This window comes from Pseudoduganella flava (genome assembly GCF_007830495.1).
In the GTDB taxonomy this organism is placed as follows: Bacteria; Pseudomonadota; Gammaproteobacteria; order Burkholderiales; family Burkholderiaceae_D; genus Rugamonas; species Rugamonas flava.
Genome location: NZ_VLKW01000014.1, coordinates 11,241 through 33,520, shown reverse-complemented (window position 1 = coordinate 33,520; position 22,280 = coordinate 11,241). Strand labels below are relative to the sequence as shown.

General features: G+C 67.6%; 17 protein-coding genes. 12 read left to right on the top strand and 5 right to left on the bottom strand.

Annotation, left to right across the window (positions count from 1 at the left end):
* Nucleotides 1-188 precede the first annotated feature (188 nt).
* Both IP92_RS26975 and IP92_RS26970 read right to left on the bottom strand, forming a co-directional pair.
* On the bottom strand, nucleotides 189-1,595 hold the full coding sequence (locus IP92_RS26975; RefSeq protein WP_145881207.1) for a M16 family metallopeptidase: 1,407 nt from the start codon (nucleotides 1,593-1,595) through the stop codon (nucleotides 189-191).
* Nucleotides 1,595-2,911, bottom strand: coding sequence for a M16 family metallopeptidase (locus tag IP92_RS26970; protein WP_145881205.1), 1,317 nt, complete (start codon nucleotides 2,909-2,911; stop codon nucleotides 1,595-1,597). The genes IP92_RS26975 and IP92_RS26970 overlap by 1 nt, the downstream gene beginning before the upstream one ends.
* 197 nt (nucleotides 2,912-3,108) lie before the next feature.
* On the opposite strand from IP92_RS26970, the gene IP92_RS30305 reads away from it, so the two are divergent.
* Nucleotides 3,109-3,642: a PEP-CTERM sorting domain-containing protein gene (locus IP92_RS30305; protein ID WP_199271839.1), complete on the top strand. Its 534-nt coding sequence runs from the start codon at nucleotides 3,109-3,111 to the stop codon at nucleotides 3,640-3,642.
* Between the two features lie 63 nt (nucleotides 3,643-3,705).
* Nucleotides 3,706-4,197 carry an acyl-CoA thioesterase gene (locus IP92_RS26960; protein WP_371860989.1) on the top strand — a complete coding sequence of 164 codons (492 nt, stop codon included), beginning with the start codon at nucleotides 3,706-3,708 and terminating at the stop codon, nucleotides 4,195-4,197.
* A 119-nt stretch (nucleotides 4,198-4,316) separates the two neighbouring features.
* On the opposite strand, the gene IP92_RS26955 is transcribed toward IP92_RS26960, so the two are convergent.
* Together IP92_RS26955 and IP92_RS26950 are read right to left on the bottom strand one after the other, a co-directional pair.
* Nucleotides 4,317-7,175 (bottom strand): bifunctional diguanylate cyclase/phosphodiesterase, encoded by a 2,859-nt coding sequence (locus IP92_RS26955; RefSeq protein ID WP_145881203.1) that lies wholly within the window; start codon nucleotides 7,173-7,175, stop codon nucleotides 4,317-4,319.
* 153 nt (nucleotides 7,176-7,328) lie between these two features.
* Nucleotides 7,329-8,108 carry a spermine/spermidine synthase domain-containing protein gene (locus IP92_RS26950; protein WP_145881201.1) on the bottom strand — a complete coding sequence of 260 codons (780 nt, stop codon included), beginning with the start codon at nucleotides 8,106-8,108 and terminating at the stop codon, nucleotides 7,329-7,331.
* A 142-nt stretch (nucleotides 8,109-8,250) separates the two neighbouring features.
* On the opposite strand from IP92_RS26950, the gene IP92_RS26945 reads away from it, so the two are divergent.
* The 10 genes from IP92_RS26945 (at nucleotide 8,251) to IP92_RS26900 (ending at nucleotide 19,021) form a co-directional block, all read left to right on the top strand.
* On the top strand, nucleotides 8,251-8,526 hold the full coding sequence (locus IP92_RS26945) for a hypothetical protein (protein ID WP_145881199.1): 276 nt from the start codon (nucleotides 8,251-8,253) through the stop codon (nucleotides 8,524-8,526).
* 1 nt (nucleotide 8,527) lies between these two features.
* A complete protein-coding gene (locus IP92_RS26940) occupies nucleotides 8,528-9,703 on the top strand; it encodes a GGDEF domain-containing protein (protein ID WP_145881196.1) in 1,176 nt (391 codons plus the stop codon).
* A gap of 91 nt (nucleotides 9,704-9,794) precedes the next feature.
* A complete protein-coding gene (locus IP92_RS26935) occupies nucleotides 9,795-11,249 on the top strand; it encodes a Ppx/GppA phosphatase family protein (RefSeq protein ID WP_145881194.1) in 1,455 nt (484 codons plus the stop codon).
* 147 nt (nucleotides 11,250-11,396) lie between these two features.
* Nucleotides 11,397-12,257 (top strand): substrate-binding periplasmic protein, encoded by an 861-nt coding sequence (locus tag IP92_RS26930; RefSeq protein ID WP_145881192.1) that lies wholly within the window; start codon nucleotides 11,397-11,399, stop codon nucleotides 12,255-12,257.
* Entirely contained in the window at nucleotides 12,254-15,655 is a 3,402-nt protein-coding gene (locus tag IP92_RS26925) for a response regulator (RefSeq protein WP_145881189.1), read from the top strand. The genes IP92_RS26930 and IP92_RS26925 overlap by 4 nt, the downstream gene beginning before the upstream one ends.
* A complete protein-coding gene (locus IP92_RS26920; RefSeq protein ID WP_145881187.1) occupies nucleotides 15,652-16,113 on the top strand; it encodes a response regulator in 462 nt (153 codons plus the stop codon). The genes IP92_RS26925 and IP92_RS26920 overlap by 4 nt, the downstream gene beginning before the upstream one ends.
* An 84-nt stretch (nucleotides 16,114-16,197) precedes the next feature.
* On the top strand, nucleotides 16,198-16,944 hold the full coding sequence (locus IP92_RS30755) for a hypothetical protein (protein WP_307724877.1): 747 nt from the start codon (nucleotides 16,198-16,200) through the stop codon (nucleotides 16,942-16,944).
* A 164-nt stretch (nucleotides 16,945-17,108) separates the two neighbouring features.
* Nucleotides 17,109-17,882, top strand: coding sequence for a GNAT family N-acetyltransferase (locus IP92_RS26910; protein ID WP_145881184.1), 774 nt, complete (start codon nucleotides 17,109-17,111; stop codon nucleotides 17,880-17,882).
* Between the two features lie 106 nt (nucleotides 17,883-17,988).
* Nucleotides 17,989-18,456, top strand: a complete 468-nt coding sequence (locus IP92_RS26905) for a nuclear transport factor 2 family protein (RefSeq protein WP_145881182.1) — start codon at nucleotides 17,989-17,991, stop codon at nucleotides 18,454-18,456.
* A gap of 10 nt (nucleotides 18,457-18,466) precedes the next feature.
* Nucleotides 18,467-19,021, top strand: a complete 555-nt coding sequence (locus IP92_RS26900) for a TetR/AcrR family transcriptional regulator (RefSeq protein ID WP_145881180.1) — start codon at nucleotides 18,467-18,469, stop codon at nucleotides 19,019-19,021.
* A gap of 16 nt (nucleotides 19,022-19,037) precedes the next feature.
* Here IP92_RS26900 and IP92_RS26895 read toward each other — a convergent pair whose 3' ends face one another.
* Nucleotides 19,038-22,280, bottom strand: coding sequence for an efflux RND transporter permease subunit (locus IP92_RS26895; RefSeq protein ID WP_145881178.1), 3,243 nt, complete (start codon nucleotides 22,278-22,280; stop codon nucleotides 19,038-19,040).

The window sequence follows — 22,280 nt, the reverse complement described above, 5'->3', positions numbered from 1 at the left end:
GTGTCCTGACATTTTCTGGCCGTGACAATCCGTGAATATCGTTTTGCAATCAATGATTTAGGCGAGGACGGGGCGGAAGCGCGGCGCCGCGGACGCGGCACCGGGAGGTCGAACGGGGGAGAGGAGGAGAGGAAGGAGGCAGCCGCACCGCGCACAGAATAGCGCGGCTGCGGCGCGGCTGCGCGGGCTTACTGCGTGGGCTTGCTGCGGGCGGGCTTGAAGCCGTCCGCGCTGATGTCGAGCTCCGTCACGTCGCCATACTTCGCGGCGATCGGGCGGATGTCGGCGGCTTTGCCGATCAAGACCATCTGCAGGTTCTTGCGAGGGAAGTGGCGCTCGACCAGCTGGGCGGCGCGGGCCGGCGTCAAGCCGTCCACGTCGCGCATGAAGTTGTCGATCTGGCTGCGTTCCACGCCCAGCGCATACATGTCGCCCAACAGGCTCGCCAGCTGTTCGCTCGTCTCGAAGCGAGGCGGGAACTGGCCCTTCACGTATGCCTTCGCGGAATCGAGCGTCGCCTTGTCGATGCCGCGGCTCCACAGCCGGTCGTACGTCTTCAATGCGAGCTCAAGGGCCGCCTGCGTCTTGGCCGACGCGGTGAAGCTGGACATCGCGAACGTGCCCGATTGGCCCAGCGTGCCGAAGCTGCTGTTGGCGCCGTAGGTCAGGCCGGAGTTCACGCGCAGCTCGTCGTTCAGCCACGACGTGAAGCGCCCGCCCAGCACCGTGTTCAGCACCTGCAGCGGCACGTAGTCCGGATCGTTGCGGGCGATGCCGGCGCCGCCGATGACGAACGTCGTCTCGATCGCATCGGGCTTGTCGACGAGCCACACGCGCGGTTTGTCCGCCACCGGCTTGCCGTAGTCGGCGTGCGGCTGTGCGGCGGTGCCGTCGGCGCGCCACTGCCCGAACAGCGCTTCGATCCGCTGGCGCATCGCGGCCGGATCGAAGTCGCCGACAACGATGATGGCCGCGTTGTCCGGCCTGAACCAGCGTTGGTGGAAGCCCTGCACGTCATCCCGGCGCAGCGCCGACAGCGCGCTCACCGTGCCCGGCGCGGGCGATGCATACGGCGCGTCGCCATACAGCATGCTGCGGTAGTACAGGCCTGCCACCTGGCGCGGGCTTTCCTTCGCCTGTTTCAGGCCGCTGACCTTGCGGGTGCGCAGCTTGTCCAGCTCCGCCGCGTCAAAGCTCGGCTGCTGGACGATCTCGGCGAACAGCGGCAGCAGCGCATCGGCATCCTTCTTCGCGAAGTTCGCCTGCACGGTGGTCTGCTCGGTGGCGCTGCCGCCGGCCAGCACGGCGCCGCGGAAGTCGAAGGCCTCGTCGATCGCGGCCTTGTTGTGGCGCGTGCTGCCCAGCAGGATCGCATCGCCCGTCAGGTTGGCGAGGCCCGCCTGCGTGCCGTCGTTGACGGCGCCCGCCTTGACGACGGCGCGCACGGCGATCAGCGGCACTTCGTGGCGTTCCATCAGCATCACGGTCAGGCCGTTCGGCAGGCGCGTCGTATCGAATTGCGGCAGCTTGAAGTCGGCGGCGCCGGCGGCCAGCGTGGTGCCGGCGAGCGCAGTGGTGAGTAATGCGTATTTCATCAATCCTCCTTGGCGGCCAGCATGCCGATCGTGCGCTGCGATTTTTTCAGGTAGCGCTCGGCCACGGCGCGGATGTCGGCCGCCGTCAGCTTCTCGTACTCGGCCGGGGCCGTGAACAGCTTGCGCCAGTCGCCGAAGAACACTTCGTAATTGCCCAGTTGCTGGGCCTTGCCGTTGATCGTTTCCTGCAGCCGGTACAGGTTGACGAGCTTCTTGTTCTTCACGGCCTGCAGTTCCGCATCGCTGATGCCGTTTTTCACGACGTTGTCGATCTCGGCCAGCATGGCCTGTTCGACCTTCGCGCCGTCGACGCCGTTCGCCGCCACGGCAAACACGTACAGCAGGCCCGGATCGAAGCCGTCGGTCGCGTCGGCGCCGACAGACGTGGCCAGCTGCTTCTCGACCAGCGCCTTGTACAGGCGCGACGTCTTGCCTTCCGTGAGCACGCTTTGCAGCACGTCGAGCGCGTAGTGGTCCGGGCTGTCCGCGCGGGGGACCTTGTAGGCCACCATCAGGTTCGCCGACGTGGCCGACGGCTTGGCGACGAACAGGCGCCGCTCGCCTTTCTGTTCCGGCTCCACCGTCTTCACGGCGGGCGGCGCGGCGCGCTTGGGGATCGCGCCGAAGTACTTCGTCGCCAGCACCTTGACCTGGTCGGCCTTGACGTCGCCGACGATCACGGACACGGCGTTGTTCGGCGCGTAGTAGGTGCGGAAGTAGTTGACGAGGTCCTGCTGGGTCCACGCCTTGATGTCGGACTCGAAGCCGATCACGGGCCACGAGTACGGGTGAGCGGAGTAGGCGACGCTGTTCAGGTCTTCCATCAGCATGCGCGTATTCGAGTTCTCCAGGCCCGTGCTGCGCTCGGACAGCACGACGCCGCGTTCGCTCTCGACCATCTTCGGATCGATCGTCAGGTGGGCGATGCGGTCGCTCTCGAGCTTGAAGATCGTCTCGAGCGACGTGGCGGGGAACCAGTCCTGGTACACGGTCACGTCGCTGTTCGTGTAGGCGTTGTTGCTGCCGCCGTTCGCTTCCATCGTGCGGTCGAACATCTTCGGCCCGTAGTGCTGCGAGCCGTTGAACATCATGTGTTCGAAGAAGTGCGACAGCCCCGTCGTGCCGGGTGCCTCGTTGCGCGAGCCGACCTTCCAGAACGTGTACATGTTCGCGTTCGGGATCGTGCCGCTTTCGAAGACGATGAACTTCATCCCGTTGGCGAGGGTGAAGGACTTGACCTGGTCGGCCGTGAACGCGGCCTGGGCCGAACTGGCCAGCACGTAGCCGGCCAGTGTGGCGATTAGCTTCCATTTCATGGATTGCCCTTTCTGTTTTTAAAGCCTGGGGCGCAAGCATACGTCATCGCGGCAGCGCCGCCCAGCCCACGCGTCGCTACCATATGGAGAGTTAATCTATTTACAAATTGCCGATTGACCTGCGATTTTCGCGAAAGTTAAAATTAAATTAATTGCTGATTTGACGGGTACCCATTGACTTTCCAGACGGGGGAATAATGCTCAAGAAAGCCGCCATCGCCGCCGCACTCGCCGCGTGCTCCACCGCTTACGCCGCTTCCGAACGCGTGACCTTCCTGTATCAGGGCTTCTACGAAGAGTGGAACGGTGCGTTCAATCCCGATTACCGGCTGACGTTGCAGTTCGAAGGCCAGGATCTCAACGGCGACGGCGCCTACACCCTCGAAGAGTTGAGTTACTTCAGCTTTGGCGGGTTCCGGCAGCAGCCTCCGACGTGCTATGGAGCGGGCTATGTCTGGAGTTGCCTGATGAGTTTCAGCTATACCCCGGGCAGCTTACCCGTATTCTCCGCGTCCACTGGATCCAGCGAGGAATACGGTGGCGAAGTCAGTGTCACGAGTGGCGATTTTTACGTCGAAAGTTCCAGGGCGCCGTGGCTCGGAGAGTACTACCACAGGTATCGCTGGACGGACCAGACAGTGACGGTGGGCCCCGTCCCCGAACCCGGCACATGGGCGATGCTCGGTGTCGGTCTGCTGGGCCTGGGTGCTGCCGCGCGCCGCCGCCGCTGAGTCGCCAACGCTTGACGTAATGCCGTTACAATCGGCGATTCCGATCTCCGATTGAAAGGCAATATGGAAAGCGCAATGCACTGGTCGGCCCACGAGCTGACGATGACAGTCCTGATGACGCCGGACATGGCAAATTTCTCCGGCAACGTCCACGGCGGCACGATCCTCAAATTCCTCGACAGCGTGGCGTATGCGTGCGCGAGCCGTTACTCGGGCAGCTACGTCGTCACGCTGTCGGTCGACCAGGTGATGTTCCTGCAGCCGATCCACGTGGGAGAACTCGTCACGTTCCTCGCCTCCGTCAACTACACGGGCAACACGTCGATGGAGGTGGGCATTCGCGTGGTGACGGAAAACATCCAGCAGCGCCTGGTACGCCACGCGAACAGCTGCTACTTCACGATGGTGGCGGTGGACGCGGACCGCAAGCCGGTCGCGGTGCCCCCGCTGGTCCCCGAAACCCCCGAACAGATCGCTCGCTTCGAGCAGGCGAAGGCCCGCAAGGCAGCCCGGCTCGCGTTGCATGGCGCGAAGAACAAGGGGAAGGGGCAGTAAGGCTATGCATGAGCTTGTGTCCGCGCTGCCAGGCACGGTGACAAGCTCGACAGCCACTACAGTTCAGGCCGTGTCACTGGTGCCTGGCACCAGTGACACGGCCTCGGCCGCTGTTGTGATTACGCCCGCAGCAACTGCTGCATGCCATCCAGCTCGCGCCCGCTTTTCAACAGTTGCTCGAACTCGCCCGCGGGTACGGGCCGGCTGAAGTAGTAGCCCTGCATCTCGTCGCAGCCGTGCGCGCGCAGGAAGTCCAGCTGGCCTTGCGCTTCGACGCCTTCGGCGATCACGCGCAGTTTCAGGTTGCGCGCCAGCGCGATGATCGAGACGACGATCGCCGCTTCGTCCGCGTCGCTGGCGATGTCGGCGATGAACGAGCGGTCGATCTTCAGCACGTCGATCGGGAACGTGCGCAGGTACGAGAAGCTCGAGTAACCCGTGCCGAAGTCGTCGATCGACATCTTCACGCCCAGCGCCTTCAGCTGGTGCAGCAGTTCGACGGCTTGCGCGACGTCGTCGACGAACAGGCTTTCCGTCAGTTCCAGGTCCAGGCAGGCCGGCGGCAGGCCCGTCTCCGCCAGCACCGCTTCGATCGATGCCACCAGGTCCGGCTGCGCGAACTGCCGGGCCGACAGGTTCACCGCCACGCGCAGCGGCGGCAGCCCGGCGTCCTGCCACGCCTTCGCCTGCGCGCAGGCGGTGCGCATCACCCACGCGCCGATCGGCACGATCAGGCCCGTCTCTTCGGCCAGCCCGATGAAGCGCTGCGGCGGCACCATGCCCAGTTCCGGGTGCTGCCAGCGCAGCAGCGCCTCCATGCCGACGATGCGGCCCGTGGCCAGGTCCACCTGCGGCTGGTAATGCAGCACGAACTCGTTGCGCTCCACGGCGCTGCGCAGCGCGCCTTCGATGCGCAGGCGTTCCTGCGCTTCGTCGTTCATCGCGCTCTGGTAGAACTGCCAGCAGTTGCGGCCCAGCTTCTTGGCCGAATACATCGCGATGTCCGCATGCTCGATCAGGTGCTGCGCCGGCGTGCCGTCCGCCGCATAGGCCGCCACGCCGATGCTGCACGTGACGAAGAACTCCTTGCCCTCCAGCGTCATCGGCTGCGCCAGGCTGCGCATGATGCGGCCCACGACCTCCGGCGACAGCGTCTCGTCCGGGTGCTCGGACAGGATCGCGACAAATTCGTCGCCGGACAGCCGCGCCACCGTGTCCGTCTCGCGGACCGATGCGCGCAGGCGGCCGGCGATGGTCTGCAGCAGCTGGTCGCCGGCCTTGTGGCCCAGGCTGTCGTTGACGAACTTGAAGCGGTCCAGGTCGATCAGCAGGACCCACATCTGGCGCCCGGTGCGGTTGGCGTACGCGATCGCCTGCGCCAGCCGGTCCTGCAGCAGCATCCGGTTCGGCAGTCCCGTCAACGCGTCGTGGTGGGCGATGTGGCGGATGCGCTGCTCGGTGAGCTTGCGTTCCGTGATCTCCGTGCCGGTGCCCCGATAGCCGCGGAACTCGCCCTGCGCGTCGTACACCGGTTCGCCGGTGGACTGGAACCAGCGCGATACGCCGTCCTTGCCCGTGATCTCGTGCTCCAGCTCCGTGAACGGCAGCCGCGCCTCCAGCTGTGCGAAGTGGTCGCGGCCCGTTTTCGTGTTCAGGAATTCCGGGTTGACTTGCCAGCGCGTGCGGCCGATGTAGTCGTCGCGGTCGACGTGCGCCTTTTCAAAGAAGCCGTTGGTGATGCTGGTGAAGCAGTAGTTGACGTCCATCTCCCAGTACCAGTCGGACGACAGCGCGAGCAGGCGCCGGAAGCGGTGTTCGCTTTCCTGCAGCGCGCGCTCGGTGCGCTTGCGTGCCGCCACGTCGGCGTTCAGCCGCTCGTTGCTGCGCTGCAGATCCGCGGTGCGCGCCTCCACCAGCCACTGGACGCGCCGCGAGCGCTGCTCCAGCGTGTGCACCAATGCGCCGGCCAGCACGGAGAACAGCAGGCCGCCGACGAGCGCGATCAGCGAGCCAGCATGGTCCGTCAGGAAGGGCCGTGGCAGCGCGTCGATGCGCACGTGCCACGTCTGGCCCAGCAGGTCGATGCTCTTCGTCTGCTGCTCGACAAAGTAGAACGACAGCCAGCGCGGCAGGTAAGCCCACCAGCCGGGTGGCGCCGGTTCCTGGCCCGTCGAGTAGATCAGCTGGCCGTCGTCAAGCCGCTCGCCCGTGTACACGCGCAGCAGCAGGTACGGGTCGTCCAGCAGGCCGCCGTATTGCAGGATCGTGTGCACCAGGTGCGGCGCGCGCACCATCGCCGCCGTCTGGCCGATCCATGCCGCCAGGCGTTCCTGCGGTGTGCCGGCCGGCATGCCGGGCCGGTACAGCGGCATCAGCAGCACGAAGCTGTTGCGCTGCGCCGGGGCGGCGGCGATGCTGACGAGCGGCGTCGCCGACGCTTTCCCGGTGCGCAGCATGCGGTCGACGGTGGGCTGCGTCGAGGCCAGCGGCCACACGTCCAGGCCCAGGCCCGACTCGGCGCCGTGCAGCGGGGCCAGGTATTCGTTGACGACGTACAGGTCGCGCGCCGGCGCCGGCTGGAAGCGGCCGTCGCGGCGCTCTCGTACCGTGAAGCCGGGGTGCTCGGCCTGCATGCGCGCCTCGAACGCCAGGCGGTCGGCATGCGTCATCGCGCGCTGGTGCACGAACGACAGCACGAACGGGTAGCGCTGCAGCAGCGGGCGGGCGAAGTGGCCGAATTGTTCCTGCGTGACGCCGGGCACGGTGCGGAACAGCTGGTTCGTGACGGTCAACACTTCGACCGCATCCTCCAGCCCGCTGCGGATCGCCGCCACGCGCAGGTTGGCGCGCTGCTGGAAGCTGTCCGCGATCTTGCCGTACTCGAGCGCGCTGACGGCAACGAACAGGGCGGCGGTGACGCCGAGGCCGGCCGCCAGCGTCACTGCCGCTGCAAGCGATACCCTGGTTGTGCGTGCCATGAAGCTCCTGTCGTTTGAACAATACTTGCCGTGCGGAATTGTCCGCGCCCGCTAGTGTGTCACAAATCCAGAAAGTTTCCGAACGGAACGTGTCGGAATTGAACCGACCGTTGTCTTATTGCACGCTTATTGTCTTGTGCTGGTGCTTGGCGCTCATGCCGGACTGTTGCGGCGCAGCCGCGCCACGACCCAGCGGGCCAGCAGCCGGTTCAGCGGGGCCAGGCCTGGCCACAGCGCCCCGGCGCAGGCGACGCGCTGCAAGAGCCGCAGTGCGGGCGTTGCCGGGCCGGGCGCCGGCCGCAGCGCGAACAGGATATGGTTGTTGCCGGCGATGCCACGGAACTGGCAGACGTTGTCGCCGAACGTCTGCCGCAGGCGGCGCAGCATCGGGCGGTAGTGCGGGTCGTAGCTGAAGATGTTCGCCACCAGCAGGCCGTCGGCTTTCAGCGCGCGGCGGCAGTCGGCGTAGAAGCGTGCGCTGCCCAGCGCCGGCGGCAGGCCGGAGGAGTCGAAGCCGTCGACCAGCAGCACGTCGGCGCTGTCGGCCAGCTGCGGCATGTGGCGGGCGGCGTCGGCATGGATCACGCGAAAGCGCTCGCTGTCCGGCGGCACGGCGAAGTGTTCGCGCAGCGCGATCACGTCCGCCGACAGTTCCAGCACGGTAATGCGGGCGTGCGGCAGGTAGCGGTGGCAGAATTTGGCCAGCGAGCCGCCGCCCAGGCCCACCATCACGATGTGGGCGGGGCGCGGCTTGAACAGCGTGAAGCACATCATCGCCCGGGCATACGCCAGCACCAGGCGGTCCGGATCGGCCAGGTCCATCTGGCTCTGGACTTCGCCGGGGACGAACTCCAGCGTCAGCCGGCCGTCGCGGCGGCTGAGGATGGGACGGCCGAGGGCGGGCGCGCTGCGGTTGTCGATGGTGGAAGACATGGTGCCAACTTGTTATCGGGGGCGAGGTTCTGCTAAGCTCTCGGGTTCGCCGCAAGAGTGTACCCCGGCGGCTGGATTTACATGAAATCGTTTTGTGGGTACATTGCCGTCACCGGGCGGCCGGCCCCGATGGAGGAATCGAATGTTTCTGGATCACCCGACCATTACCGCGACCAACAGCTTCACGGAGCCTGACCGCATCGAACGCCTGAACCGCGTGTACGGTTACGCAGCCGCGCTGGCCGACCTGGCGGGCAAGGAATTCTTCATCCAGAAGTTCTCGCAGCTGCACGACCACAAGGGCACGCTGATCGTGTTCTGGCACGAGGCGCCCACCGAGGACGAGAAGGAGATCTTCGCCAAAGCCTGGGCCTCGAAAGTGGGCGACGGCACCACGAACGTCGAGCACGAGATCTGACGTGGACGTCAAGACGCTGGTCCTGACCCTGGCGCTTGGCAACCTGGCGCTCACCGCGGCGCTCTTCTTTCAAGACATCGACAACCGTCACCGCGGCCGCTTCGCCACGTTCACCTTGGCGCGCCAGGTCCAGGCCTGCGCGTGGCTGTTGCTGTACTTCCGCGGCGTGATCCCCGAACTGCTGGCCGGCCCCGTCGCCAACGTGGCGCTGTTCGCCGGCATCGCGCTGGACGCGGGCGCACTGTGGGAACGCGCCGGCCGCCCGGGCTGGCGCCGCATCCTGCTGCCCGCCCTCGGCCTGGCCAGCGCCGCGTTCGTGGCCTGCTATGTGCTCGACATCGATCCGGCGCTGCGCGTGGCCGCCGGCTCGGCGATTGCCGGCGCCTTCCTGCTGGCCGGCGCCGCCGCGCTGGCCGTCGGCTGGCGCGAGGCCAGCATGCTGCGCCGCTTCCTCGCCGTGGCCACCGCCGTGCTGGCGCTGGCCATCGCCGGCCGCGGCTTGCTGACGTGGGCCCTGCCGCAGGGTTGGCCCGGCGTCGGCCCGGCCCAGCTGCAGGGGCTGGGCTATGCGGCCTTCTACCTGGCGATGCTGTTCGCGGCCGGCGGCTACCTGCTGCTCGAGCGCGAATCGCTGCGCCAGCAGCTGGCGCGGCTGGAAGTGGTCGACCCGCTGACGGACGTGCCGAACCGGCGCGGCTTCTACCAGGCGCTGGCGCCGTGGCTGGCGCTGGCGCGCCGGCCCGGCCAGCCGACCGCGCTGGTGATCCTCAATCTGGACCAGTTCAAGCGCGTCAACGACCACTACGGCCATGCGGTCGGCGACAAGGTGCTGAAAGCGATGGTCGATGCCTGCCGCCGCCAGCTGCGCGACAGCGACCAGATGGGCCGCCTGGGCGGTGCCGAATTCGCGCTCCTGCTGCCGCGCACGACGCTGGCGGACGCCGTCAACGTGGCCGAGCGCATCCGCGCGGCGCTCGAGGCGCTGCCCGTCAAGGCGGAACGCGCAGTGATCAACCTGACGGCCAGCCTGGGCGTGACGACGATCCGCGCCGACGATTCCACCGTCAGCCTGTTCAAGCGCGCCGACGAGGCGCTGCAGGCCGCCAAGCTGCGCGGCCGCAACCAGGTCGTGGCGGCGCCGCCGCCCGCGGCCGAGGGCACCGGCACCGACAGCTGACGGCGCCGCACGGGATCCTGTCATCATCCGGTCATCATGACGGACTAATGTGATAGGATTTTCGATATAAACAATATAAATGGAATACCCGATGTACGCAGCGGTCGATCTGGGATCGAACAGTTTCCGCCTTTCGATAGGCAAGCACGACGGCGACACGATCCGGGTGGCCAAGAGCATGCGCGAGCCGATCCGGCTGGCGGCGGGGCTCGACGCGGCCGGCAACCTCACCGAGGCGGCCCAGCAGCGCGCCCTGGCGTGCCTGAAGAGCTTTGCCGCCTTGCTGGCGGCCTACCAGCTCGACGCGGTGCGGGTCGTCGCCACGTCGACGATGCGGCAGGCCCGCAACATCGCGGCGTTCCTGCCGCTGGCCGAGCAGGCCATCGGGTATCCGATTGAAATCATCTCCGGCGAGGAGGAGGGGCGGCTGATCTACATGGGCGTGGCGAATGCGCTGGCCCAGCCGGCCGAGCGGCGCCTCGTCGTCGACATCGGCGGCGGCTCGACGGAGCTGATCCTGGGCCGCGGCCCGGACATCGAGCGGGTCGAGTCGTTCAGCGTCGGCAGCGTCAAGCAAAGCCTGTCGTTCTTCATCGGCGGCTACGTCGACGCGCCGTCGTTCGAGGCGGCGATCCTGTCCGCGCGCAGCCATTTCGAGGACGGCGCGCCGCCGTACATGCCGCAGTACTGGAAGCGCGCGTACGGCTCGTCCGGCACGATCCGCGCGATCGCCGAGGCGATCGAGAAGAACGGCCTGGGCAAGGGCATCACGCCGGACAGCCTGGCCGCGCTGCAGCAGCGCTTCATCGCGTTCGGCCACGTGTCGAAGATCGACATGCCGGGCCTGCGCCCGGACCGCGCGTCGACCGTGATCGGCGGCCTGGCGATCCTGATCGGCGTGATGCACGAGCTGGACATCGACGAGATCTTCCCCATCGAAGCGGGCCTGCGCATCGGCGTGATGTGGGACCTGTACCTGCGCGAGATGCGGCGCGACCGGCGCGAGCAGTCGGTGCGCGACTTCGCCCGCAAGTTCCACGTCGACGAGGCGCGCGCGGCCCGCGTGGCGGACGACGCGCTGGCGCTGCTGGAACAGTTGAAGCCCGCCAGCGAAGCCACGCCGCGGCTGCTGTACTGGAGCGCGCTGCTGCACGAGGTGGGCCAGGCGATCTCGCAGACGGGCCACCACAAGCACGCCGCCTACATGGTGGAAAATGCCGACCTGCCGGGCTTCACGACGCGCGAGCAGCGCATGATGAGCCGCCTGCTGATGGCGCAGAAGGGCAATCTGCGCAAGGTCGGCGAGTTCCTGGCCGACACCGACTTCGCCCGCGCCGTCGTCGCGCTGCGCCTGGCGATCGTGTTCATGCACGCCCGCGTCACGGCCGACGAAGTGCAGCCGAAGCTGAGGATGAAGAACCGCATCGAGCTGGAACTGCGCCGCGAATGGGTGGCCGGCCACCCCACGCTGTCGTACTGGATCGAGAAGGAACAGGAACAGTGGGACGAAGTGGGCGTGGACCTCAGCGTGCGCACCAGCACCTGAAGCAGCCGGTGTCAGACACCTGACCTGGCACCTGTTGCGCCGATTGCAGCTCGGCAAAAATATTGTTAATCAGAATGTACCCCTGCCTTGCACTTTTGCTTACACTATAGGGTAGCCGCACATCGGCGGCGCAGCATGGAGACGGGCATGGCGGTACAGGGAGCGGCGCACCGGGCGGCACATTCGCCGGGGCGCGCGGGCAGGGCGATCATCGCGGTGGCGCTGGGCGTGGCCGGCGCGCTTTCGGCTGCGCTTATGGCCGTGATGACGGCCGTGCCGGCGCAGGCCGCCCAGGTCGTCACACTGTGCTACGAACGGGCCGACGTGCGGCCGTGGCGCACCGAGGATGGCCGCGGCCTGAACTTCGAGCTGCTGAAACTGGCCGGCGAGCGCGCCGGTGTCACCTTCGATTTCCAGAGCATGCCGTTCAAGCGCTGCCTTGCGCAGCTGAAGGCCAATGCGGTGGATGGCGCGTTCGCCGTCAGCTTCAAGACGGACCGCCGCGAGATCGGCGAATACCCGGGCGGCGCCACGCCGGACGTCGCCAAGCGCATGCACATCGACAAATACGTGCTGCTGCGCCGCAAGGGCAGCAACGTCGAGTGGGACGGCAAGGCGCTGTACAACGTCGACGGCGCCATCGGCGCGCAGCTGGGCTATTCCGTCACCGACGTGCTGCGCAGCCTGAACGTTACGGTCGACGAAGGCAGCCAGCGCGCCGATGAACTGGTGCGCAAGCTGCTGGCGGGCCGGGTGGCCGCCGCGGCCGTCGGCGGCAGCGATGCGCGCACGTTGCTGGCCGGCCCGTATGGCCCGCAGATCGAAGCGCTGCCGCGGCCGTTGATCGAGAAACCGTATTTCCTGCTCCTGTCGCACCAGATGGTCGAACGCCGCCCCGAACTGGCGCGGCGCATCTGGGATGCGGTGGAAGCTGCACGCAACAGCGCGGCCTACCGCAAGCTCGAGAAGCTCGAGGTGCCGGAGGCCGGCAAGGGCAAGCAGCCTTGACGCACAAAGGCTTGAACGCGCTGCGCCGCCTGCGCGACGTCTGGCAACGCGACATCGTACTGCGCCTGGCGGTGTCGATCTTCCTGGCCGTCGCGCTGGCGACAGCGGCGTACACCACGTATGCGGTGCGCACCCTGCGCGCCGAGGCGGAGCTGCACCTGCAGGAACGCTCCGAGCGGCTCGTCACCGTGCTGTCGCAGGCGCTGGCGCGGCCGCTGTTCGACATCAACGGCGCGGCGATCACCAGCGTCGTCGACGCGATGCGCGCCACCCCCGAAGTGCTGATGCTGCGCGTGCTGGCGCCGAACGGCGCCGAGCTGGCCAGCTTCACGACGACGAAGATCGACGAGAAGAAGGCCGTCACCGTGCACCGCGACATCAGCTTCCAGGACGGCAGCCGCACCTTCCTCGTCGGTGCGATCGACCTGTCGTACTCGCGCCGCGGCGCGGACGAGGAGCTGCGCCGCCAGTTGCTGCAGGCGCTCGGCATCAACCTGCTGCTGGCGCTGACGATCGTCGTCTCGATCTTCCTCGTGGCACGCAAGACCGTGCGGCCGTTCGCCGACATCCAGAAGGCGCTGGAAAAGCTCGCCCAGGGCAAGACGGAGATCGAGCTGTCCGGCATCGGCCGGACCGACCAGGTGGGCCGGCTGTCGATCGCCGTGCGCAGCTTCCGCGACACGCTGACCCGGCTGCGCTATGCCGAGAGCGAGCTGCGCGAACTGAACGGCGACCTGGAACAGAAGATCGACGCCCGCACGCAGGAGCTGAAGACGACGATCCAGGTGGCCCGCGACAGCGAGCGGAAGCTGCGCGCGATCGTCGACACGGCGCTGGACGCCGTCGTGACGATGGACCGCAAGGGCCGCGTGGTGGGCTGGAACCGGCAGGCCGAGATCATCTTCGGCTACGGGCGCGACGAGGCGCTGGGCCAGCCGCTCGATACGCTGATCATCCCGCCGCGCTACCGGATGGACCACCGCAAGGGCATGGAGCGCTACCTGGCCGGCCAGGGCAGCGGCGCGGTGCTGGACCGGCGCATCGAACTGGAAGGCTTGCGGGCGGACGGCAGCGAATTTCCCATCGAGCTGTCGATCACCCGCATCGACCTGGATGCCGAGGACTTCGAATTCTGCGGCTTCATCCGCGACATCTCCGAGCGGCGCGAGCGCGAACAGAAGCTGGTGGCGGCGAACGTGCGCGCCGAGGCGGCCAATATCGCCAAATCGGAATTCCTCGCCAACATGAGCCACGAGATCCGCACGCCGATGAGCGCGATCATCGGCATGGCCTACCTGGCGCTGCGCACCGACCTGAACGCCAAGCAGCACGACTACGTCAGCAAGATCCACCGCGCCGCGCTGGCGCTCTTGGGCATCATCAACGACATCCTCGACTTCTCGAAGATCGAGGCGGGCCGGCTGGAAGTGGAGGAGGTGCCGTTCTTCCTCGACGACGTGCTGGCCAACGTGGCCAGCGTGACGAGCCAGAAGGCGGCCGACAAGCAGCTCGAATACCTGTTCAACGTGCCACCGGCGATCCCGCGCCGGCTGGTCGGCGATCCGCTGCGGCTGGGGCAGGTGCTGATCAACCTCGTCAACAATGCCGTCAAGTTCACGGCCCAGGGCGAGCTGGAACTGTCGTGCACCCAGCTGCCCGATCCCGCGTCCGGCCCGCAGTCCAACCGCGTTGCGCTGCGCTTTGCCGTGCGCGACACCGGCATCGGCATGCCGGAAGAGCAGATGGGCAAGCTGTTCCGCGCGTTCAGCCAGGGCGAAGGCGGCGCCGCGCGGCAGTTCGGCGGCACGGGCCTGGGCCTGTCGATCTCGCAGCAGCTGGTGCGGCTGATGGGCGGCACGATCACCGTGCACAGCGAACAAAGGAAGGGTTCCGTGTTCACGTTCGACCTGGAGTTCGGGATGTCCGGCGAGGCCGAGCGCGCGGCGGTGGTGCCGGCGGCGCTGCACGGCGCCCGCGTGCTGCTGGTCGACGACAACCCGGTGGCGCTGGACGTGCTGGCCGCGGCGGTGCGCGCGCTGCCGCTGCGGGTCGGCACGGCGGGATCGGGCCAGGCCGCGCTGGCGGACGTGCGCGCGGCCGATGCGGCCGGCGACCCGTATGCGCTGGTGCTGACGGACTGGCAGATGCCCGGCCTGGACGGTATCGAGCTGGCGCGCAGGATCGCGGCGGAACCCCTGCGCCGCCGGCCCGGCATGGTGCTGGTGACGGCGTTCGGGAACGAGGACGTGCAGCGCGAGGCCGACGAGGCGGGCTTCATCGGCTACCTCTTCAAGCCGATCGCCCAGTCCGCGCTCGTCGATACGCTCGTGACGCTGGCCGCGCCTCCCGGGCATGCGGGCCGGCCCGACGACGGCACGCGGCTGGAGGTGACGGGCCGCGTGCTGCTGGTGGAGGACAATCCCGTCAACCAGCAGATCGCCGCGGAACTGATGCAGGTGCAGGGCATCGCCGTCGAGACGGCCGGCAACGGCCGCGAGGCGCTCGACCTGCTGGCCGCCGCCGGCCCGGCGTATTACGACCTGGTGCTGATGGACCTGGAGATGCCGGCGCTGGACGGCCATGAGACGACGTCGGAGCTGCGCCGCGACCGGCGCTTCGACAGCCTGCCCGTGATCGCGATGACGGCACACGCGCTGGCCGACGTGCGCGAGCGCTGCCTGGCCGAAGGCATGCAGGATTACGTGACGAAGCCGATCGACCCGCACCTGCTGTATGCCACGCTGGCGCGCTGGCTGGGGCGGCCGATGCCGCCGGTGGCGCCGCGTGCGCCGCGCGACGGTGAAGAGGGGGGCGCGCCGCTGCTGGTGGGGATCGACACGGCGCGCGGCCTGCGCCACGTGGCCGGCAACCAGGAGCTGTACCTGCAGCTGCTGGACCGCTTCCGCCTGTCGCAGCGCGACGCCGCCGCCGCCATCGCGGCGGAGCTGGCGCGCGGCGAGCATGCTGCCGCGCGCCGGCGCGCCCATACGTTGCGGGGCGTGGCCGGCAACGTGGGCGCCAACGGCGTCGAGGCGTCCGCCCGCGCCGTCGAGGAGCTGCTGGAGCGGGGCGAGGTGCCTGCCGCCACCCTCGTCAGCGAGCTGACCGCCACGCTGTGCACGACGATCGGCAGCCTGGACGTGCATTTCGCCACGATCGAAGCCGGCGTGCCGGGCGCCGGCGCGGATGACGTGACAGCGGGCGAGGCGCTGGCCCGCCTGCGCACGCTGCTGGCCGAGTACAACGGCGACAGCACCGAATACTTCGCCGGCGTGCGCGCCGCGCTGGCGGACGTGCTGGCGCCCGCCGCGCTGGAGCGCCTGGCCGCGCACATCGCCAATTACGAGTTCGACGCGGCCCGGCAGGTGCTGGACGCCGCCGCCCAGGAGGCTTCATGAATGCACCCCGTTCCACCGTCCTGATCGTCGACGACACGCCGGACAACATCATGCTGCTGTCGGCGCTGTTGAAGGAGAAGTACAACACGAAAGTCGCCACCAACGGCAATGTGGCGCTGCAGATCCTGCTGGCGGGCGGCGTCGACATGGTGCTGCTGGACGTGATGATGCCGGACATGGACGGCTATGAAGTGTGCCGGCGCATCCGCCACGAGCCGCGCACGGCCGAAGTGCCGGTGATCTTCCTGACGGCGAAGAGCCAGCCGGAGGACGAGGCGAAAGGCCTGGCGGCGGGCGCCGTCGATTACATCACGAAGCCGATCAGCCCACCGATCCTGTTTGCCCGCGTGTCCACCCACCTGGCGCTGCGCGACGCGCGGCGCGAGCTGGAACGGCGCAACGCGGAACTGGAAGCGCTGCTGGCGCAACGCAGCCACGGGCAAGTACCGGAAGTTTGACGTTTCTTAAGAAATGTAAGGGTTGGTGCTCTTTCCGGGAAAATCGTATATATTATTTATATAGTTCAACTTTCAGGAGCATCCATGAATGCCAAGACCGACGTGATCAAGACCTCCGCCGACACCCTCACGAAAGCCGCACCGGCCGACAAGCAGGCTGACAAGCAGGCCGAAAAGCTGGCCGACAAGCCGGCGGCCGAGAAGCCGGCAACCAGTAAGCAAGCCGACAAGCCGGCCGCGAAGACCGCGCGCAAGAGCGCCACCGCGAAGGACACGGCGCCGGCGGTGCAGCCGGCAGCGCCCGCGAAGAAACCGGCCAAGGCGGCGGAGAAGCCGGCCGCGGCCACCACGGCCAAGGGCACGAAGACCGCCGCCAAGGACAGCACCAAGCCGGCCGCCAAGGCGAAGGAAGCGGTGCAGCCTGCCAAGGCCGCCAAGCCGAAGACGACGGCGAAAGCCGCTGGAAAAGCGGCTGAAAAACCGGCAGCGAAGCCCGCCGCGAAAGCAGGCGCAAAGCCCGCCGCCAAGCCGGCCACGAAGGCCGCCGCCAAGCCCGCGAAGGCCGCGAAACCCGTCGAGAAAGCCACCGACATCCTGAAGGAAAAGCCCCGCAAGGAGCGCCTGGTGCGCGACAGCTTCACGATGCCGGAAGCGGAATACGCGGTGCTGGGCCAGGTGAAGAAGGCGTGCCTGAAGGCCGGCTTCGAGATCAAGAAGAGCGAGCTGCTGCGCATCGGCGTCGCGCTGATCAGCCAGATCGACATGGCCACGTTGCAGAACGTGCTGGCCTCGCTGCCGCAACTGAAGACGGGCCGCCCGAAGAAGGACTGAGCCCGGCAATCATCCAGCAACCATCGCGCAACCATCGCGCGATGCGCTGCACGGGGCGGCTGTTGCGCCGCCGCCGCAGTCATCTTTCTGACACCTGCCTGTCACGTTGTTGAAGCAATCGGCCGCTACGCTGTGCCTCGTCTCCACTTCACCGAGGACGAAGCATGCAGCAGACGACTACGGCGATGGCCGGCCGCACCCCGCGCCCCCGCCTCGTAACCAGCATCGCCAACACGGCGGAGGAACTGCGCGAAGTGCAGCGCCTGCGCTATCGCGTCTTCATCGAGGACATGGGCTTGACCGCACTGGAGCGCGCGGACGGCCTCGATTGCGACGAGTTCGACGAACACTGCGACCACCTGCTGGTGCGTGACGCGAGCAGCCTGCAAGTCGTCGGCACCTACCGCGTTCTGCCGCCGGCCGGTGCGCGCCGTCTCGGCCGCGTCTACTCCGAAAACGAATTCGACCTGGGCCGCCTGAACGCCCTGCGCAGCCGCATGGTGGAGGCGGGTCGCGCCTGCATCCACCCGGACTACCGGGGCGGCAGCGTCATCATGCTGCTGTGGGCCGCGCTGGCCGACTACATGCGCCGCCAGGGCTGCGACTACCTGGTGGGTTGCGCCAGCATCAGCCTGGCCGATGGCGGCCACAATGCCGTCGCCGTCTACCGGCAGCTGCGCGAAACGCGCCTGGCGCCGCCGGAATACCGCGTCACGCCACACCTGCCGTTCCCGCACGAGAAGATCGCGCCCGCCCTGGACGCTTCCGTGCCGGCCCTGCTGAAGGGCTATATGCGCTCGGGCGCGTGGGTCTGCGGCGACCCGGCCTGGGACCCGGACTTCGACAGCGCCGACCTGTTCGTATTGATGCCGCTGGCGAACCTGGACGTGCGCTACGCGCGCCACTACGGCGTCGGCGAGCTGGCGATCGCGGCCTGATGGGGCAGGGCGGCCGGGGGCTTGTGCCGCGCCGGTCGTTGTCGTATCCTGTGTGTACCGATCGGTACATTGTGTATCGATCGGTACATCCATGAAAGGTGCCGCCATGTCCCGTCCTCCGTATCCCCCCTTCACGCGCGAGAGCGCGATCGAGAAAGTCCGCCTCGCGGAAAACGCCTGGAACACGCGCGATGCCGAGAAGGTGTCGCTGGCCTATACGCCGGACAGCTGGTGGCGCAACCGCGCCGAGTTCGTGCAGGGCCGCGAGCAGATCGTCGCCTTGCTGCGCCGCAAATGGACGCGCGAGCTGGACTACCGCCTCGTGAAGGAACTGTGGGCCTTCGACGGCCACCGCATCGCCGTGCGCTTCGCCTACGAATACCACGATGATTCCGGCCAGTGGTACCGCGCCTACGGCAACGAGAACTGGGAGTTCGACGACGCGGGCCTGATGCATCATCGCCATGCCAGCATCAACGAGCACCCGATCCGTGCGGACGAACGCAAGCTGCTGTGGGATACCAGCGGCCCCCGTCCGCTCGACCATCCCGGCCTGACGGCGCTGGGCTTCTGAAGGAAGACAGATGGCGCGCATCGTGGCCGAACGCGGCGACGTGATCCCGCTGCTGGCGGAAGTGTTCCGTACCCATGGCTTCGAAGGCGCCAGCCTCACGCGGCTGTGCGAAGGCACGCGGCTGGGCAAGGGCAGCATCTATCACTTCTTCCCCGGCGGGAAGGACGAGATGGCGGCCGCCGTGCTGGCCGAGATCGATCGATGGTTCCGCGAGCAGGTGTTCGAACCGCTGCGCGCGGCGGGCGATGCGCGCCAGGGTATCGCCGCGATGTTCGACGCCGTCGAGCGCTATTTCGATGCCGGCAAGCGCGTCTGCCTGGTCGGCATGTTTGCGCTGGGGAACGAGCGTGACCGTTTCGCGGCCCGCGTGCAGGGCTATTTCGCCGAGTGGATCGGCGCGCTGACGGCGGCGCTGGTGCGTGCCGGCCGGGACGTGCAGTCGGCCGCCGCGCTGGCCGAGGAAGCCGTGGCCGGCATCCAGGGCGCGCTGGTGCTGGCGCGCGCGCTGGACCGGCCTGCCGTCTTCAGCGACGCGCTGGCGCGATTGCGCGAGCGCCTCCTCTGAGCGCGCTTCCTGTGATTCAGCGCCCGGCGTCGCGCCCCATCGGCGAATGGATCGGCGCACCGCCGCCGGCACCCGGGTCGCCGGCGCCGCCAAGGCCCGTATCGGCATGGTGCCGCTTGTGCGGCGTGCCGGCAAAGCGCAGCGCCAGGCCGCGCAGGATCACGTAGAACAGCGGCGTCAGGAACAGGCCGAAGAACGTCACGCCCAGCATGCCGGCAAACACGGCAACGCCCATCGCATGGCGCATCTCGGCACCCGCGCCACTGGAGAACACGAGCGGCAGCACGCCCATGATGAACGCGATCGACGTCATCAGGATCGGCCGCAGCCGCAGCCGGCACGCTTCCAGCGCGGCCTGCACGACGCTGCGGCCATGGTCTTCCAGCTCGCGGGCGAATTCGACGATCAGGATCGCGTTCTTCGAGGCCAGGCCCACCAGCACGAACAGCGCGATCTGCGTGAACACGTTGTTGTCGCCGCCCGTCAGCTTCACGCCCAGGAGGGCGCACAGGATCGACATCGGCACGATCAGGATCACGGCCAGCGGCAGGCTCCAGCTCTCGTACTGCGCGGCCAGCACGAGGAACACGAGCAGCACGCACAGCGGGAATACGTAGACCATCGTGTTCCCGGCCAGGATCTCCTGGTATGTCAGGTCGGTCCATTCGAACCCGATCCCTTTCGGCAGCACCTCGCGGGCCAGCGCCGTCATCGCCGCCTGCGCCTGCCCGGACGACACGCCCGGCGCCGCGCCGCCGCTCAGGTCCGCCGCCAGGTAGGCGTTGTAGCGGTTGACCATGTCCGGCCCGTACGTATCGGACACGCGCATCAGCGATGACAGCGGAATCATTTCGCCCTTGTCGTTGCGCACCTTCAGCTGGGCGATCTGCTCGCGCTGCGAGCGGAACGGCGCATCGGCCTGCACGACGACCTGGTAGGTGCGGCCGAACTGGTTGAAGTCGTTCACGTACAGCGAACCGAGGTTGATCTGCAAGGTCTGGTAGACGTTCTGCAGCGGCACGCCCAGCTGCTTGGCGCGGGTGCGGTCCACGTCCGCCATCAGCTGCGGCACGTTGATCTGGTAGCTGGAGAACACGCCGGCCAGCTGCGGGTTCTGCCACGCCTTGGCCTGCAGCGCCTGGGTGGCCTGGTACAGCGCGTCGTAACCCAGGTTGCCGCGGTCCTCGACCATCATCTTGAAGCCGCCGATCGTGCCCAGGCCGTTGACGGGCGGCGGCGGGAACATCATGATGAACGCTTCCTCGATCGCGCCCATCCGCTTGTTGACCTCCGCCGCGATCGCCGGGCCGGACAGGTCTTTCGAGCGGCGCTCGTCGAACGGTTTCAGCGTGACGAACACGATGCCGGCATTCGGCGCATTGGTAAAGCCGTTGATCGACAGGCCGGGGAACGCCACCGACGCCTCGACGCCCGGCACGCCCTTGGCGATGTCGGACATGCGGTGGATGACTTCCGTGGTGCGCTCCAGCGATGCCGCATCGGGCAGCTGGGCGAAGCCGACCAGGTATTGCTTGTCCTGCTGCGGCACGAAGCCGGACGGCACGGCGCGGAATGCGAACACGGCGGCCACCGTCAGCGCCAGGTAGACGCCGATGCCGACGCTCTTGCGCGCCATGACGCCCTTGACGCCGCGGCCATACGATTCGGACGCGCGGTGGAAGAAGCGGTTGAACCAGCCGAAGAACGGGCCCAGCACCTTGTCCATCGCCCGCGTCAGCTTGTCCTTCGGCGCATCGTGGCTCCTCAGCAGCGCGGCCGACAGCGCCGGCGCCAGGGTCAGCGAGCACACGGCCGAGATCACGGTGGAGATCGCGATCGTCAGCGCGAACTGGCGGTAGAACTGGCCCGTCAGGCCGCTGACAAAGGCGATCGGCACGAACACGGCGCACAGCACCAGCGCGATCGCGACGATCGGTCCGGACACCTCGCGCATCGCCTGGATCGTCGCGTCGTGCGGCGACAGACCGGACGCGATATTGCGCTCGACGTTCTCGACGACGACGATCGCGTCGTCGACGACGATGCCGATCGCCAGCACGAGGCCGAACAGCGACAGCGTGTTGATCGAGAAGCCGAACAGCAGCATCACGGCGAATGTGCCGACGATCGACACGGGTACCGCCAGCAGCGGAATGATCGACGCGCGCCACGTCTGCAGGAACACGATCACGACGAGCACGACGAGCGCCACCGCTTCGAGCAGCGTGTGGATCACGGCGCTGATCGATTCGCGCACGAATTGCGTGGGGTCGTAGACGATCTGGAACTCGACGTCCTCGGGGAAGTCCTTCTGCAGCGCGGCCAGCGTGTTGCGCACATCGGTGGACAGCTGCAGCGCGTTCGCGCCGGGCGCCTCGAAGATGCCGATCGCCGCCGCCGACTTGTTGTTCAGCAGTGAGCGCAGCGCGTACGAGTTCGAGCCCAGTTCCACGCGCGCCACGTCGCGCAGCAAGGTCACGGCGCCGTCGGCGTTGGTGCGCACGATGATGGCGCCGAAGTCGTCGACGGTGCGCAGCCGGCCCGTCGTGTTCACGGTCAGCTGGAACTCCGCGCCCTTGGTGGGCGAGGCGCCGATGACGCCGGCCGCCACCTGCACGTTCTGTTCGCGCACCGCGTCGACGACGTCGCTGGCCGTCATGCCGCGCGCGGCCAGCTTCTGCGGATCGATCCACACGCGCATCGCGTAGTCGCCGGCGCCGAACAGGATCACCTCGCCCATGCCGGGGATGCGCGACAGCTGGTCCTTCACGTTCAGCACCGCGTAGTTACGCAGGTAGACGTCGTCGTAGCGTCCCTTCGGCGACACCAGGTGGGCCACCATCGTCAGGTTCGGCGAGCTTTTCGCCGTCGTCACGCCGATCTGCCGCACTTCCTCGGGCAGCCGTGGCAGCGCGCGCTGCACGCGGTTCTGCACCTGGGTCTCGGCCTGTTCGACGTCGGTGCCGACCTTGAACGTGATCGTCAGCGCGAGCGAGCCGTCGGACGTCGCCTTCGAGTCCATGTACAGCATGTGCTCGACGCCGTTGATCTGCTCTTCCAGCGGCGCGGCCACCGTCTCGGCGATCACCTTCGGGTTCGCGCCCGGGTACTGCGCGCGCACGACGACCGACGGCGGCACGACCTCCGGGTATTCGGACACGGGCAGCCGGGTCAGCGCGATCAGCCCGGCGACAAAAATGATGATCGACAGGACCGCCGCGAAGATCGGCTTGTCGACGAAGAAGCGCGACAGGTTCAT

Excerpts from the sequence above, each read along its gene's own strand:
- IP92_RS26975 (WP_145881207.1), bottom strand. The coding sequence starts at position 1,595 with ATGAAATACGCATTACTCACCACTGCGCTCGCCGGCACCACGCTGGCC.
- IP92_RS26970 (WP_145881205.1), bottom strand. The coding sequence starts at position 2,911 with ATGAAATGGAAGCTAATCGCCACACTGGCCGGCTACGTGCTGGCCAGT.
- IP92_RS30305 (WP_199271839.1), top strand. The coding sequence starts at position 3,109 with ATGCTCAAGAAAGCCGCCATCGCCGCCGCACTCGCCGCGTGCTCCACC.
- IP92_RS26960 (WP_371860989.1), top strand. The coding sequence starts at position 3,706 with ATGGAAAGCGCAATGCACTGGTCGGCCCACGAGCTGACGATGACAGTC.
- IP92_RS26955 (WP_145881203.1), bottom strand. The coding sequence starts at position 7,175 with ATGGCACGCACAACCAGGGTATCGCTTGCAGCGGCAGTGACGCTGGCG.
- IP92_RS26950 (WP_145881201.1), bottom strand. The coding sequence starts at position 8,108 with ATGTCTTCCACCATCGACAACCGCAGCGCGCCCGCCCTCGGCCGTCCC.
- IP92_RS26945 (WP_145881199.1), top strand. The coding sequence starts at position 8,251 with ATGTTTCTGGATCACCCGACCATTACCGCGACCAACAGCTTCACGGAG.
- IP92_RS26935 (WP_145881194.1), top strand. The coding sequence starts at position 9,795 with ATGTACGCAGCGGTCGATCTGGGATCGAACAGTTTCCGCCTTTCGATA.
- IP92_RS26930 (WP_145881192.1), top strand. The coding sequence starts at position 11,397 with ATGGCGGTACAGGGAGCGGCGCACCGGGCGGCACATTCGCCGGGGCGC.
- IP92_RS26920 (WP_145881187.1), top strand. The coding sequence starts at position 15,652 with ATGAATGCACCCCGTTCCACCGTCCTGATCGTCGACGACACGCCGGAC.
- IP92_RS30755 (WP_307724877.1), top strand. The coding sequence starts at position 16,198 with ATGAATGCCAAGACCGACGTGATCAAGACCTCCGCCGACACCCTCACG.
- IP92_RS26910 (WP_145881184.1), top strand. The coding sequence starts at position 17,109 with ATGCAGCAGACGACTACGGCGATGGCCGGCCGCACCCCGCGCCCCCGC.
- IP92_RS26905 (WP_145881182.1), top strand. The coding sequence starts at position 17,989 with ATGTCCCGTCCTCCGTATCCCCCCTTCACGCGCGAGAGCGCGATCGAG.
- IP92_RS26900 (WP_145881180.1), top strand. The coding sequence starts at position 18,467 with ATGGCGCGCATCGTGGCCGAACGCGGCGACGTGATCCCGCTGCTGGCG.
- IP92_RS26895 (WP_145881178.1), bottom strand. The coding sequence starts at position 22,280 with ATGAACCTGTCGCGCTTCTTCGTCGACAAGCCGATCTTCGCGGCGGTC.